The organism is Rhizobium sp. NLR16a (genome assembly GCF_017948245.1).
Lineage (GTDB): Bacteria > Pseudomonadota > Alphaproteobacteria > Rhizobiales > Rhizobiaceae > Rhizobium.
The window spans coordinates 765710-779614 of the sequence record NZ_CP072865.1 but is presented as its reverse complement, the minus strand read 5'-3'; the positions used below and the strand labels follow the sequence as shown (position 1 = coordinate 779614).

The 13905-nt window shown below is 60.4% G+C and carries 13 protein-coding genes and 1 pseudogene; 5 read left to right on the top strand and 9 right to left on the bottom strand.

Features of this window, described 5'->3' with window-relative positions; translation table 11 throughout:
• Positions 1-103 precede the first annotated feature (103 nt).
• The gene (locus tag J7U39_RS03535) at positions 104-688 is read right to left on the bottom strand and encodes an ATP-dependent Clp protease proteolytic subunit (protein WP_210630434.1); all 585 of its coding nucleotides are present in this window, start codon (positions 686-688) and stop codon (positions 104-106) included.
• A gap of 232 nt (positions 689-920) precedes the next feature.
• Here J7U39_RS03535 and J7U39_RS03530 point away from each other — a divergent pair, with 232 nt between their 5' ends.
• Positions 921-1679 (top strand): DUF2076 domain-containing protein, encoded by a 759-nt coding sequence (locus J7U39_RS03530; protein ID WP_210630433.1) that lies wholly within the window; start codon positions 921-923, stop codon positions 1677-1679.
• Positions 1680-1815: 136 nt separating this feature from the next.
• Here the strand turns inward: J7U39_RS03530 and queF are convergent, their stop codons facing one another.
• The 6 genes and pseudogenes from queF to J7U39_RS03500 all read right to left on the bottom strand — a co-directional run.
• The gene (gene queF, locus J7U39_RS03525; RefSeq protein ID WP_210630432.1) at positions 1816-2280 is read right to left on the bottom strand and encodes a preQ(1) synthase; all 465 of its coding nucleotides are present in this window, start codon (positions 2278-2280) and stop codon (positions 1816-1818) included.
• Entirely contained in the window at positions 2280-3194 is a 915-nt protein-coding gene (emfA, locus tag J7U39_RS03520) for a cation diffusion facilitator family transporter (protein WP_210630430.1), read from the bottom strand. Before emfA ends, queF begins: the two co-directional genes overlap by 1 nt.
• Positions 3195-3394: 200 nt before the next feature.
• A complete protein-coding gene (locus J7U39_RS03515) occupies positions 3395-4075 on the bottom strand; it encodes a DUF2161 family putative PD-(D/E)XK-type phosphodiesterase (protein ID WP_210630428.1) in 681 nt (226 codons plus the stop codon).
• A gap of 13 nt (positions 4076-4088) precedes the next feature.
• Entirely contained in the window at positions 4089-4328 is a 240-nt protein-coding gene (locus tag J7U39_RS03510; RefSeq protein WP_210630427.1) for a hypothetical protein, read from the bottom strand.
• 101 nt (positions 4329-4429) lie between these two features.
• Positions 4430-6619 (bottom strand): anthranilate synthase, encoded by a 2190-nt coding sequence (locus J7U39_RS03505; protein ID WP_210630426.1) that lies wholly within the window; start codon positions 6617-6619, stop codon positions 4430-4432.
• Between the two features lie 266 nt (positions 6620-6885).
• A pseudogene (locus J7U39_RS03500) lies at positions 6886-7474 on the bottom strand (TonB-dependent receptor); the annotation flags it as partial.
• Positions 7475-7622: 148 nt separating this feature from the next.
• Between J7U39_RS03500 and J7U39_RS03495 the strand changes: the two are divergent.
• Positions 7623-8573, top strand: a complete 951-nt coding sequence (locus tag J7U39_RS03495) for an extensin family protein (protein ID WP_210630425.1) — start codon at positions 7623-7625, stop codon at positions 8571-8573.
• 129 nt (positions 8574-8702) lie between these two features.
• Here J7U39_RS03495 and J7U39_RS03490 read toward each other — a convergent pair whose 3' ends face one another.
• Positions 8703-10382 (bottom strand): formate--tetrahydrofolate ligase, encoded by a 1680-nt coding sequence (locus tag J7U39_RS03490; protein WP_210630424.1) that lies wholly within the window; start codon positions 10380-10382, stop codon positions 8703-8705.
• 158 nt (positions 10383-10540) lie between these two features.
• Between J7U39_RS03490 and J7U39_RS03485 the strand changes: the two genes are divergently transcribed.
• The gene (locus J7U39_RS03485) at positions 10541-11071 is read left to right on the top strand and encodes a TIGR00645 family protein (RefSeq protein WP_210630423.1); all 531 of its coding nucleotides are present in this window, start codon (positions 10541-10543) and stop codon (positions 11069-11071) included.
• A gap of 66 nt (positions 11072-11137) precedes the next feature.
• Here the strand turns inward: J7U39_RS03485 and J7U39_RS03480 are convergent, their stop codons facing one another.
• Complete coding sequence (locus tag J7U39_RS03480) at positions 11138-12661, bottom strand: hypothetical protein (RefSeq protein ID WP_247241716.1); 1524 nt, start codon at positions 12659-12661, stop codon at positions 11138-11140.
• Here J7U39_RS03480 and J7U39_RS31660 point away from each other — a divergent pair.
• On the top strand, positions 12648-13016 hold the full coding sequence (locus J7U39_RS31660) for a hypothetical protein (protein ID WP_247241714.1): 369 nt from the start codon (positions 12648-12650) through the stop codon (positions 13014-13016). The genes J7U39_RS03480 and J7U39_RS31660 overlap by 14 nt on opposite strands.
• A gap of 112 nt (positions 13017-13128) precedes the next feature.
• Positions 13129-13854: a LuxR family transcriptional regulator gene (locus J7U39_RS03475; RefSeq protein ID WP_210631582.1), complete on the top strand. Its 726-nt coding sequence runs from the start codon at positions 13129-13131 to the stop codon at positions 13852-13854.
• Positions 13855-13905 lie beyond the last annotated feature (51 nt).

The following is a 13905-nucleotide window of genomic DNA, read 5'->3' as shown; positions in this document are numbered from 1 at the left end:
CCGTCCAGCTCTGCTGGTCGATGACCTCAAGCCATCTGAAAGCAAGACACCCCTGCCTGCGGTCGGCAGGCAAGGGCGTCTTGAACGCTTCAGTCCAGAAAACTCAGATGTCGGCTTGCGACGTCACGATCCGCGAAACGAGGCCGTAATCCTTCGCCTCTTCGGCAGAGAGCCAGTAGTCGCGATCCGTATCCTTGGCGATCTTGTCGATCGGCTGGCCGGTAGCCTCCGCCATGATCTTGTTCAGACGCTCGTTCATCTTGATGATCTCGCGTGCCTGGATCTCGATGTCGGACGCCATGCCGCGCGTGCCGCCCGACGGCTGGTGCAGCAGGAAGCGCGTATTCGGCAGGCACAGGCGCCGCTCTTTGGGAGCCGCGACGTAAATCAGCGCGCCGGCCGAAGCGACCCAGCCCGTACCGATCATCCAGACCTTCGGCCTGATGAACTTGATCATGTCATGGACGGAATCGCCGGATTCGACGTGACCGCCGGGCGAATTGACATAGATGCGAATGTCTTCGTCGCTGGCCGCGGCAAGCGCGACGAGCTGCGAGCAGACCTTCTGCGCCAGTTCCTGGTTGATCGGTCCATAGATGAAGATCGAACGCGACTTGAAAAGATTCGCCTCCGTTTCCTTGCCGAGCGGCAGTTCCTTCGTCTTGTCGTCCTGTTCTTCGTCGTTCATTCGAACCTCTCGGAGATGAATTCGGGTTCCTCGCACATAGTGCGACTCAATGCCTAAAACAATGCGGGAAAAACACAAGGCACCGAAGCGGTGGAGATATCCTTAAGAAGCCGCGCATCGTTCCGCAAGCCTTACTGAAATGTAACGGTTGGAAGGCTTTGAAAAGCCGGAATCGGTTCCTACCTCACCTCTCACATGGCAACCGCCAAATGAAATCAACAGGAGACCGGACATGTCACCGGAAGAACGCCAATTGCTGACCGCCCTCTTCGACCGCGTGCGCACCGCGCAAGCCCAGCCGCGCGATCGCGAAGCCGAAGCCCTGATCGATCAGGCGACGCGCGAGCAGCCGTCCGCCACTTATTATCTCGCCCAGGCCGTCATCGTGCAGGAAAAAGGGCTGGAAGCGGCCGCCAACCACATCAAGGAACTCGAGGAGCGCGTGCGGCAGTTTGAAGCCGGAGCCAGCGAGCACCACCAGGCAGAACAGGGCGGCGGCTTCCTGAGTTCGATCTTCGGCAACACCCAGACGCAGCAGCCCGCGCCTGTCCCCTCCAACCCCGGCCCCTGGAGCCAACCGTCCCGCGCCTATGACGAGCCGCGCGGCTACGATCGCCAGACGCCGCAGCAGCCCGCCGGCCCCTGGAGCCAGCAGGCCTACGCGCCGTCTGCCGGCGGCAGTTTTCTACGCGGCGCTCTCGGCACGGCAGCCGGCGTTGCCGGCGGCATGCTGCTTGCCAACTCGTTGAGCGGCATCTTCGGCAATCACATGTCTTCGCTCGGTTGGGGCTCGCCCTTCGGCGCCAACCCGTTCGGCAATGCTACCGCACCGACCGAAGAGACCATCATCAACAATTATTATGGCAATGACGACACCCGTCAGGCCGCGGATAATGCCGGCAATGACAATGACGACGATGTGCAACAGGCCGATTACGACGATGCGGACGATTACAGTGATGACTCGTCCGGCGACGTTACGGATGTCTGAGGTTTAACGGGCGGAAATGGGCGGCAGTTGGTTTTACATTGCCGCCCCGTATCCCGGCCCTTCGCTTGGGCTCAGGGCGTTCGTCGCTGCAATCGATTCACTCAAATCGATTGCTCGGGCTACGCCCGAGCGCGCCTCACCCACGGCCACGATAGGTTGCGACGCCCTGCTCCGGCAGCCACACACCTTCCGGCGGCTTGCCCGTCTGCCAGAAGACGTCGATCGGAATGCCGCCACGCGGATACCAGTAAGCGCCGATCCTCAGCCACTTGGGGTCGACCAGTTCGACGATGCGCTTGGCGATGTAGATCGAGCAATCCTCGTGGAAGGCGCCGTGATTGCGGAAGGAAAACAAGAAGAGTTTCAGGGACTTCGATTCCACCAGCCATTCGCCGGGGATGTAGTCGATGACGATATGGGCGAAATCCGGCTGCCCCGTCATCGGGCAGAGGGAGGTGAATTCCGGCGCGGTGAAGCGCACGACATAGTCGGTGCCGGCATGATTGGACGGCACTTTTTCCAGCACCGCCTCCTCCGGCGATTTCGCGGTTTCGGTTTGCTGACCCAGCATCGACAGGCTGGAAACATCGGTATTCGGCATCATGCCTCCTTGACGACTTTGACGCGGATGCCATGGGCCTTTTCGCCCTCCGGCTCCACATGAATGGCTATTTTGGCGCCCTCATGCACCGCTCTGATGGCATCCTCAAGGCGGTCGCATATATCATGCGCCTGCCGCACGGACATAGTGCCAGGCACCACCATGTGAAAATCGATGAAAGTGACGGCGCCTGCCCGCCTCGTCTTCAGGTCATGCACGCCGATCGAACCCGCCGCATGGGTGGCGATCGCCTGCTTGATCGCTTCTTCTTCCTGCGGCTCGACCGCCTGGTCCATCAGACCGCCGATCGATTGCGAGATCACCCTCCAGCCTTGATAGAGAATGTTGATGGCAACGAGAATCGCAAGAACCGGGTCGAAGATCGCATTACCCGTCGCCAGGGCCAGCAGCAGGCCGACGAGCACGCCGACGGATGTCACCACATCCGACATGATATGCTGTCCATCCGCCGCCAGCGCCGCCGAGCGATGTTTGCGTCCGGTCCGGATCAACAGGCTCGCCCAGACCGCATTGATGACGCCAGCCGCCAGATTGATCGCAAGGCCGAGCATCGGTGCATCGAGCATGCGCGGCGCAGCGAGATAGCCGACCGCCTCGTTGACGATCAGCAGCGCGGCAACGACGATCAGCACGCCCTCGGTGACCGCGGAGAGATATTCCGCCTTATGATGGCCGAAGGGATGGTCTTGATCGGCCGGCTTCTGCGCATAACGGATCACGAAGAAAGCGACGAAGGCGGCAACAACGTTGACCGTGGATTCGAGCCCGTCCGACAGCAGCGCCACCGATCCGGTCACCCACCAAGCCACCATCTTCAGCCCCATGACGCCGAGCGACAGCGGAATTCCCCACATCGCCAGCTTCCGAACCGTCAGATCGCCGTTGTCGTTCATATCGTCCTCCTGCGGTTGCGAATGAATTGCAGGATCCAAGCCATTGAAATGCAAAACCGCCCACGCGAATGTCGCGCAGGCGGCCCAGTTGAGGGTGATATGGGCGATGATCGAGGATTTGTCAAAGAGAATGACGCGTCCTTCACAGCTGTGGCCGCGTGCCGATGTGAAAGCAGCGCAGGCACACGATACGCGATCTTCTACACCGCCGAGGGAGCGGGATCGGACTGGAGAGATTGCGGCCACCGCAGAAGAGCGGCCTGGCCTGCCGACGTCAGGGCGTAGACGCCTTTTTCCTGGCGCTCGAACCATCCATAGACATTGTCGCGCAGGATCGGACCGGCCTTCGGCGTAAGCGCCTTCATATCCCGCGGGCGCACAATTCCCCGATCGAGCGCGGCCGCGCAGAGCAGCGCCTGCTGGCGATAGGCCGTCATGATCGGCGCCCGCGAGCCGCCGCCAACGGCAGGATCGCCGCGACGGCACTGATGCTCTTTGACGAGGCGCGAACGCCGCTTGGGATTGGTGCGCGGCATCGGCGAGATGGAACTGACGATGACGCTGACCTCGCCGCCATCCGAGACGCCGAGCATGCCGATGCCGAGCCGCCTGCAAAGGTCGCGGTAGCGCTTGTCCGTCTCTCGCCCACGCCCCTTGGCCGAAACCCGCGCCGCGATCCAGACCTCATCACTCATCGCCGCGCGATCGACCGCCTGGAGAAGAAGTTCGAGGTTGAAGGTGAGCTTCAGTTCGCAGACGACCACGACCGGCGGCTCGCCATAGCTCAAGCCAACGAGATCGCATCCGCCGACCTCGCCTTTGACGGCGTAACCCGCCGCCTCCAGGAAGGCTTTGACCGGCAGGTAGAGCGACGTCTCCATGGGAAAATCGCGCTCAGGCGGCGTTGAGATCGGCAATCTCGCCATACCGCGCGAGCAGTCGCGGCGAGCTCATGTCGCCGGTCTCCTCATCGACGATGACGGCATAGGCCGCGACCCCGACGAAACGCTCGGCCATCGCCGAGGCGATCTTTTCCGCGCTGACGGCGTTCGATGCCTGCCGCATTTCGCCTGGCACGAGATTGCCGCGGTTCTTGCGGTAGGGAAGGACGATGAATTTCTCGGCACTGGCCACGGCGATAATTCCCGGTTGATCGTTCCGGAAATGTTCTGATTTTCCTGGCAGAGTCAACCCTCGCCCCGTCCGCGTACGGAAGGGGCGAGATGATACTTGGTTTAAGCCGCCTTCGTCTTCACCTTGCGCGCCAGGTGCGCCACGACATTCTCGATCATCCGCATGCCGGCATCGCCGCCGAGCGTCATGATCGATTCGGGGTGGAACTGCACCGCGGCAATCGGCTCCTTGGCATGTTCAATACCCATGATCGTGCCATCGTCGCTCTCCGCCGTGATGATGAACTCACGCGGCAAAGTCGAGGGATCGGCGAAAATCGAGTGGTAGCGGCCGACCGTCACTTCCTTCGAAAGGCCGGAGAAGACGATGCCCGGTTCCAGCACGCGGATGCGCGACGGCTTGCCGTGCATCGGCAGCGCCAGATGGCGCAATTCCCCACCATAGGCTTCGGCGAGCGCCTGCAGGCCGAGGCAGACGCCGAAGATCGGCAGGTTGCGGGCCCGCGCCTTCTTGATCGTCGCCTTGCAATCGAAATCCTTCGGCGTTCCGGGCCCGGGCGACAACACGACCAGATCCGGGCTCAGCCGGTCGAAGATCTCTTCCGGCACCGGCGTCCGCACGGTCGAAACCGTTGCCCCCGTCTGGCGGAAATAATTGGCGAGCGTATGGACGAAACTGTCCTCATGGTCGACCAGCAGGATGCTGACGCCCTTGCCGACGCTGGCGACGTCGCGCTGAATCTTGCCGGAATTGCCGGTCTTGGCGTCTCGGATGGCGGAAAGCATGGCGGAGGCCTTCAATTCGGTTTCGGCTTCTTCTTCCTCTGGAATGGAATCGTTGAGCAATGTCGCACCGGCACGCACCTCGGCGATGCCGTCCTTGATGCGCACGGTGCGCAGCGTCAGGCCGGTGTTCATATCTCCATTGAAGCCGACCATGCCGATCGCCCCCCCATACCATGCGCGTGGGCTTTTTTCATGGCTCTCGATAAAGCGCATCGCCCAGAGCTTCGGGGCGCCGGTGACGGTCACCGCCCAGGCGTGACTGAGAAAACCGTCGAAGGCATCCATGTCGTCGCGCAGCCGGCCTTCTATATGATCGACCGTGTGGATGAGGCGCGAATACATCTCGATCTGCCGGCGGCCGATCACCTTGACGGAACCGGGCTCGCAGACGCGGCTCTTGTCGTTGCGGTCGACGTCCGAGCACATGGTCAGCTCGGACTCGTCCTTCTTCGAATTCAAGAGCTTCAGGATCTGTTCGCTATCGGCGATCGGGTCGTCGCCGCGCTTGATCGTGCCCGAGATCGGGCAGGTCTCGATGCGCCGTCCGGAGACCCGCACGAACATTTCGGGCGAGGCGCCGACCAGATATTCCTGATTGCCAAGATTGATGAAGAAGGAATAGGGCGACGGATTGATCGCCTTCAGCCGCTTGGAAATGTCGGAAGGCTTGCTTTCGCAGCGCTCCATGAACTTCTGCCCAGGCACGACCTCGAAGAGATCACCCTTGCGGAAGCTTTCCTTCGCCTTGACGACGAGCTCGGCATATTCGCCCGGCCGGTGGTCGCTCTTCGGCGGAATGGCATCCGTCTGCTTGAAGGGCTCGGGCGCGATATCTTCCGCCTTGCCTTCGGTCGTCACGCCGTCCTTCGCGAAATCATACCGGTCGATCCAGGCCTTGGCGGCATAGTTGTCGACGACGAGAATTTCATCCGGCAGGTAGAGCACCATGTCGCGCTGGTCGGAAGGGCGCGTCAGTTTCAGATCGATCGCGTCGAACTGGAAGGCGATGTCATAGCCGAAGGCGCCGTAAAGCCCGAGGCTCGCATCCGCCTGCGAGTAGAAAAGATCGCTCACGGCCCGCAGCACTGTGAACACCGTCGGAATCTTCGAGCGCTCTTCCTCGGTGAACACCCGGTCCGGCGTCTTGACGGAGAGGTCGAGCCGCCGGGCTGAGGAAGCGCCGAGCACGAGGTCAGGGACGGTCTGCAGCCGTTCGGTCACGAAACCGAGGAGCACCTCGCCGCGTTCATTATAGGCTTCGATCCAGACGTTGCGCCCGAAGGAAGAGATGCCGAGCGGCGGATCGACGACGGCGGTGTCCCAACGGGTATAACGGCCCGGATATTCGTAGTTCGACGAAAACACCGCGCCGCGGCGCTCGTCGAGCTTGTCGATATAGGAAGAGACCGCATCGGCATAGGGGATTGCCCGCCGCTGCCGGGTGACTGATATGCCGCCCTTGGTCTCGTAGAGTTCCGCACCATCATCCCGCAGGATCGTTACCATTGTTCCACTCCGTTATCGGGGCCCGGACGACAGGCGGCGATAAAACAAAAAAGCCGCCTCGAAGTTTCGGGCGGCTCACTCGTCGTCTTTGGACACGATTGGTCGAGGCCGCCTCAGCGAGCCCACCACCAAACAGCAATGTTCAAGGACGTAATCATGGAAAATTGTTAGCCTGAGATCAGCCGCCGCGCAAGAGGCGATTGCGCAATGAAAAAGGGCGGCCCGAAAGCCGCCCCTCCCCAGCCGTGAAAGTGTGTCGCCGGCAATCAGAATGTCTTCGTGAGCGACACCTTGAAGGTACGGCCCGGCTCGGAATACCAATCGCGAGGCTGCGATGCGGTCGAGACCAGGTTGACGTCACGTACGGCCAGCGCATTGAAATATTTCTGGTCGAAAATATTGTAGACACCAGCTTGAACGAGCAGGCCGGGCAACTGTTCCGGCGTCCACCAGCCGTTCAGGTCGATGATTGCGTAACCGTGCGCATCGAAGGTTGTGTCGTTGGTGTTGGTGACGGGTGTATTGAGATGGTCTGTGAGCATGCCGGCAGATAGCTTCGAGGACAGATCGAAGCCGAAGGTGTCATTGCTCCAGCCGCCGCCCACAATCGCCTTGAACGGCGCCACCGAGCGCAGGCGCTGGGTGGTTTCTTCATTCCTGCCGTAGGCATAGGCAAGCGAGCATGCAGATTGATGCCGTTATTGAACGTCTTGACGGCACTTGCTTCAACACCCGAGATCGTCGCCGCAGCCACGTTGGTGTAATTGAAGCTCTGAAGCCGGTCGCGTCAACGCTCGTCACCGTCTCGATGAAATTCTGATAACGAGTGTGGAAAGTGGCGATCCGCCCGGTGAAAACATGACGATAACAGTCAACACAAATCGCCCCGCCTTATGTTGGATATTATTGTCAGGTTTTTGCGATCGTCAAAAATGTTGCACGATTGCAACGAAAAACGCTCTCATGCGTTGCCTCTAGCCACCAATATTAGGAATCGCATGGATTGAGAAAATTTTCGACTTTGGCGATCCTCCTCGCCGCTACCGCCTTTCTGGCTGGTGCCCGCCTGCCCCCGCACGGCCCATTGCCAGAGCCTCGGCCCGATGCCGGGCAGACGGCCGCCCCCACCCGCCCGTCCTCAGAAAAAGCGGAACCCTCCGCGCCTGAACAGGTGCCGGCCCCTCAGCCGAAACCTGACGTAAAGGAGCCGGAGACATCCGCACCGGACCAGCCGCCTGCCTCGCCAGCCGAACCGGCAAAGCCTGAGCATTCAGAACCGATGCAGGGCCCGCCGCTTCCGCCGGGCCAGCTAGAGAGCCCGCAGACTCCACCGGAAGAAAAGCCGCCCGGCGAGCAGACGCTTGAAGAGCAGCATCTGACGATCGAATCCGAGAGTGACGCCGAGCATGCCGAATGCACGTCTGCACTCAAGGCTCTGGGTGCCGTCTTCAAGGAAACGCCGCGCATCGATGACGGCAACGGCTGCGGCATCGACAAACCGATCATCGTCTCGGAGGCTCTGCCCGGTATCGCCGTCAAACCGGAGGCAACGATCCGCTGCCCGGCGGCACTCGCACTTGCCCGCTGGATGAAGGAGAGCGTCATCCCTGCCGCTTCCGCCGCCCTGCCGGAGCAGGGTCGCATCACTGTCGTCAACCAGGCTACCGCCTATATGTGCCGCCTGCGCAATGGCGCCGAAACAGGCAAGATCTCCGAGCATGCCCGCGGCAACGCCATCGATATTGCCAGCTTCCATTTCGAAAAGGGCGAGGATGTCGCCGTCCGCTCCCGTCGCGAGGACCCAACGCTGACCGGTGCCTTCCAACGCGCCGTCAGCGCCGCCGGCTGCCTCTATTTCACGACCGTACTCGACCCCGAAAGCGACGCGGCCCACGAAACCCATTTCCATCTCGACATCATCGAAAGGAAGGGCGGCTATCGTTATTGTCATTAACGTCGAAGGTCAGGACCCCATCATCAAACAAGAACTGGCGGGGAACGGAGACGGTGCGGCATATTCCCGTCTCCCCTCGGGGAGAAGAGAGGATCGAGAGGCCGCATCCCGTCCCTTCACCACGCCTGATCAGAACAACCCCTCGATATAACCCTGCTCATTCAAAAAAATCCGTTCCGCTGAGGGCGATTTCGGCAGGCCGGGCATCGTCATGATTTCGCCGGTGATGGCGACGACGAAGCCGGCGCCGGCTGAAAGCCGTACCTCCCGCACGGAGACTATATGGCCTTCTGGCGCGCCGCGCAGGTTCGGATCGGTGGAGAAGGAATATTGCGTCTTCGCCATGCAGACCGGCAGCTTGCCGTAGCCCTGCTCCTCCCATGTCTGCAGCTGATCGCGCACCGCCTTGTCGGCGGTCACCTCGCCGGCATGGTAGATCTTCGAGGCGACGATCTCGATCTTTTCGAACAGCGAAATGTCGTCGCCGTAGAGCGGCTGAAATTTCGCTTGGCCGGATTCGGCCAGTTCCACCACCTTATGCGCCAGTTCCTCGATACCGGCCGAACCCTTCGCCCAGTGCTGGCAGAGGATCGCTTCAGCGCCGAGCCGCGACACGAATTCCTTCACCGCCGCGATCTCGGCATCGGTATCCGAAACGAAATGATTGATCGCGACGACCACGGGCACGCCGAAGCGGCGCACATTGGCAACGTGGCGGCCAAGATTGGCGCAGCCCTTTTTCAACGCCACGACATCCTCGGTGCCGAGATCCTCCTTCTTGACGCCACCATTCATCTTCAGCGCCCTGACGGTCGCGACGATGACGGCCGCGTCCGGCCTCAGCCCGGCCTTGCGGCATTTGATATTGAAGAATTTCTCAGCCCCGAGATCCGCTCCGAATCCCGCTTCCGTCACCACGTAATCTGCGAGCTTCAGCGCCGTCTTCGTCGCCGTCACCGAATTGCAGCCATGGGCTATATTTGCGAAGGGACCGCCATGTACGAAGGCCGGATTGTTCTCCAGCGTCTGCACGAGGTTCGGCTGCATCGCATCCTTGAGCAGCACGGCCATGGCGCCGTCGGCTTTCAGATCGCGCGCATGCACCGGCGTCTTGTCGAAGCGGTAGCCGATGATGATGTCGCCGAGCCGCCGCTCCAGATCCTTCAGATCGGTGGCCAGGCAGAGGATCGCCATCACCTCGGAAGCGACGGTGATGTCGAAGCCGCCCTGGCGTGGAAAACCGTTGGCGACGCCGCCGAGCGAGGAGACCATGCTCCTTAGCGCCCGGTCGTTCATGTCCATGACCCGCCGCCAGGCGATGCGGCGAATGTCGATATTCTCTCCATTGCCCCAGTAGATGTGGTTGTCGATCATCGCCGCCAGCAGATTGTGCGCCGAGGTGATCGCGTGGAAATCGCCGGTGAAATGCAGGTTGATATCTTCCATCGGCACGACCTGCGCATAGCCGCCGCCGGCCGCCCCGCCCTTGACGCCGAAGCAGGGACCGAGCGACGCCTCGCGTATGCAGACGATCGCCCTTTTACCGATCCGGTTCAGCCCGTCGCCGAGGCCGACTGTTGTCGTCGTCTTGCCCTCGCCGGCCGGCGTCGGATTGATCGCTGTGACGAGGATCAGCTTGCCGTCCTTCTTGCCCGCCTGCGCCGCGATGAACTCGGCGCTGACCTTTGCCTTGTCGTGACCATAGGGGACGAGCTGCTCGGCCGCCATGCCGAGCTTTGCCCCAATATCGAAGATCGGCCTCTTGGCCGCGGCGCGCGCGATTTCGATATCGGATTTGATTGATGGCATGGATGCTCCTCCGTCCCGGCCTTTCGCGGGCGCGAAAGCGCTTGTCCTCGCCACTGGGATATCGAAATATCGGCATGCTGTGAATAGCGCTCGCCTTGCGACCGCCCTGCTGGATCATTATGTGGCGCTCAACGATCGCGGCTTCTTAAGGTAAAGACATGAAAGCACTGGAACTCATCATCGAGCGCATCATCCTGTCGAGCCGCTGGATCCTGGTCGCCTTCTATATCGGCCTGGTGGCGGCGCTCGCCGTCTATGCCGTTTCCTTCGGCTACAAGTTCCTGAAAATCGCCGCCGATGTTTTCGTGCTCGACGAGGCGGAAATGATCCTTGCCATGCTCGGCCTAATCGATGCCGCCCTCGTCGCCAGTCTGATCGTCATGGTGATGATTTCAGGCTACGAGAATTTCGTCAGCCGTTTCGACGAGGCCAGCGATGCGGACAACGAGGTTTCCTTCCTTGGCAAGCTCGATTCAGGTAGCCTCAAGATCAAGGTCGCCTCCTCGATCGTCGCCATCTCCTCCATCCACTTGCTGCAGGTCTTTCTCAATGCCGACAAATACGACGACGGCAAGATCATGTGGCTGACTCTGATGCACCTCGCCTTCGTCGCCTCGGCCGTCATGCTCGGCTTCCTCGAGAAGCTCATGAGCGTGACATCGAAGAACGATTTGAAGGACAAGGGATAGAGGGACGACGAACTGGTTGTCACGTCAGTGCGTGGGCAAACCGCTGTCATGGCGTTCCCTTCCGCGTCAATTCGAGGCCCCAGCAACAGGAACGATCTCTGCCTCAGCTTTTCTGGGGCATCGAAGACTTTCCTTGGCATCGGGTCCACACAGGCGATCGCCGGGCTCATCACCATAAGGGATGATGCCATTGACGATGCCAAGCTCGAGCGCCTGCGCACGAGGGATTTCTTTTCGCTCAATCGAGGTCGCGATCATCATCGCCTCGAAAGACTCGGCATTGACACCCATCTCTTCGAAATAGGCGAAGAATTTCGTAGATTCAGCCGTCGTGGGTCTCACAAGGCCGATATCGGAATATCCGACAATCCGCGGCGTTCCGCTCATCAAGACGAGAGCACAGGTCGAAAGGCAGTATGCACCGCCGGCGGAGACCTCCCCCTCGGTCGACCCGCTTTTGGCCATGCTCGCCTTGCAACGCGGATTTAGGGTCGGGCAGTTCGGCAACCGTGTTCTGCCAACCGAGGTCTCCAGACCTGCAGCACGGATGATGCGTCCCATTGCGAAAGCCGCATCCATGTCCCCGCCATTGGACTGAAGCACGATCGGCAGCTTTCTTTCGCCGAGCGGCTTCAAGATCGCCTTCAGCCGGGCCGGGGTATCGGGAGTGATGTCTCCTTCCGCAGAAATCCACTGCGTGCACTCCTCCTGACAATTGCCGTGATGCATCAGGAGAAAGTCCATCGGCTGGGTTGTCGGCAGTTTCTCGCTTGTGTCTGCGACTGCAGCCTGCCCGGGCGCCTCAGCCGCTTCGACCGCCGAATGGCCGTGGCAGACGGCATCAGTGGCTGCACCCGGCCCGCAGAGCGGCATTCCCGGCCACTCATTGTAAGCCAGCATGTCGGTGTTCAGACCCATGCGAAGTGCATCTGCGGGCGGTACGATCGTGATGCGATCAGGAGCCGTACTCATCATCAAAGCGATCAGATCACCGCTGACGCCCATCTCCTTCAAATAGGTCTTCAGGGCAGCAGTGGCCTTCTTGCCGAGCTTGGTGGAGCTGCTCTGTCCCGCCGCCTTGCGTCCAACCTCCTTGCGCGAAATTTCCGCCTTCTTGCCGTTCACGATCTTATATTCGATGCGATAGGAGATACGCACCCTGTTGTAGACGGTCGTGATCTGGTGGACGCCGATGAAGGCCCATTGCGACGAGACGCGCGAGATGCCGCCGGCGAAGGCCAGGGGACACGCAGAAAAGCAGTATGCACCATCCGAATAGGTGACGCCGACCGAGCTGCCATCCTTGGCGATAGCCGCAGCGCAGCGCGCATCATCCTCCGGGCAATCCTTCAGTCGCGTCCCCCCGATAGCTGTTTCCAGGCCTGCCTTGCGGATCATCCGGCCCATCGCATAGGCAGCATCCACCTCACCGCCTTCCGACTGGAAGACGACAGGCAGTTTCCTGTCCCCGATTTTCTTCAGAACTTTCCTAAGCTGGGTGGGAGTATCGGAGGTTATGCGGCCCTCCGCCGATATCCATTCAGGACAGTCTTCCATGCAGAGGAGGCTGCGCACGATGATGAAACGCATCGGGGGTTGCCCTGCCTGCTTCTTCTGCCCAGCCGCCTGCGAAGGCGCGGCACCGAGCGACAAGTTCAACAAAAGAACAACAAGTACTGCCAGAGAAAACAGATGCTTAAAATGCCAACCAGGTGCAAAGCGCACGATTAAATCGCCTCAGTTATACATGATGATACGCTTATCAATTGCATCGTGCCGCAGCAAGCCGGATTTCGACGCCTCCCGCCGCCCAGGCTCTTCCGGCGTGATTCTCTTCCTGCGTGGAGCAGGAAGAATCCCCAGCTATCCCGCCGCAGCAGAAGTCAAAGATACCACAACGCTACTTGCGCAAGCCGCAACTCAACCGATGCGCGCGCAGTTGTGACTATTTCTGTGCGTTTCAGGCTGATCGGCTTGACAAAAGGCAATTGGGACTAGCTTCCGGCGGTGTTTGTGTATTTGATAGCGTTAACATTGAGGCTGCCGGAGGCGTACAAATGTCTTACATGACCACCTCTGAAAGACAGTCGTTGCTTTCGGCGGAACTTGCTGTTGCAGGAACACGCAGCCTGTTTGCGCAAGGGCTCGGCAGAGTCTCCGCGGCCTTCGGACTGTCCTATGCGACGCTGATGCACGCTCCCTCACCGGAAGACCTTCTCCTAAAGCCGCTGCTGATCGAAAGCTCGCTTCCCGCGGCCTATATCAGAGATTTCGATCGCGCCAACATGATGCGTGGTTGCCCTTTCGGCGTACGGTTGAGGGAGTCGGCCGTGCCGCAGGCCTGGCACCTCAGCGATGCCGTCAATGGACAGGCCTTTCCGGCCGAACTGCGCGCCTTGATGCTGCGCCATGCGATACCTGCGGGCGTTGCCATGCCGACCATTGCAGTCGATGGCCGGCGCCTGGTCTTCTGGTTCTGCGGCGAGCGTGCGGCGCTCAGCCAGAGCGAGGTCAACGAGCTGGCGATCATCACTCTGCATGCCCTTGACGCGTTCAATGCGGTCAGACGCAACGAGGAAAGCGCGCACAATGCGCTGTCGGCGCGTGAACTTGAAGTGGTGCGCTGGACGGCACAGGGCAAGACCTCGATCGAAATAGGCCAGATCCTGACGCTCTCGGACCATACCGTGAACGCCTATATGACCAATGCGATCAAAAAACTCGATTGCGTCAACCGGACCCAGTTGGTAGCCAAAGCAATTCGATTAAAGCTGATCAGCTGAAAAATCAGAAGAGGATCGGCACGTCATCCTGTGAATAGGGGGAATCGTGTC

Bases quoted from the DNA above. Each gene is read 5' to 3' on its own strand.
- J7U39_RS03535 (WP_210630434.1), bottom strand. From the start codon at position 688: ATGAACGACGAAGAACAGGACGACAAGACGAAGGAACTGCCGCTCGGC.
- J7U39_RS03530 (WP_210630433.1), top strand. From the start codon at position 921: ATGTCACCGGAAGAACGCCAATTGCTGACCGCCCTCTTCGACCGCGTG.
- queF (WP_210630432.1), bottom strand. From the start codon at position 2,280: ATGCCGAATACCGATGTTTCCAGCCTGTCGATGCTGGGTCAGCAAACC.
- emfA (WP_210630430.1), bottom strand. From the start codon at position 3,194: ATGAACGACAACGGCGATCTGACGGTTCGGAAGCTGGCGATGTGGGGA.
- J7U39_RS03515 (WP_210630428.1), bottom strand. From the start codon at position 4,075: ATGGAGACGTCGCTCTACCTGCCGGTCAAAGCCTTCCTGGAGGCGGCG.
- J7U39_RS03505 (WP_210630426.1), bottom strand. From the start codon at position 6,619: ATGGTAACGATCCTGCGGGATGATGGTGCGGAACTCTACGAGACCAAG.
- J7U39_RS03490 (WP_210630424.1), bottom strand. From the start codon at position 10,382: ATGCCATCAATCAAATCCGATATCGAAATCGCGCGCGCCGCGGCCAAG.
- J7U39_RS03485 (WP_210630423.1), top strand. From the start codon at position 10,541: ATGAAAGCACTGGAACTCATCATCGAGCGCATCATCCTGTCGAGCCGC.
- J7U39_RS31660 (WP_247241714.1), top strand. From the start codon at position 12,648: ATGATGAAACGCATCGGGGGTTGCCCTGCCTGCTTCTTCTGCCCAGCC.
- J7U39_RS03480 (WP_247241716.1), bottom strand. From the start codon at position 12,661: ATGCGTTTCATCATCGTGCGCAGCCTCCTCTGCATGGAAGACTGTCCT.
- J7U39_RS03475 (WP_210631582.1), top strand. From the start codon at position 13,129: ATGTCTTACATGACCACCTCTGAAAGACAGTCGTTGCTTTCGGCGGAA.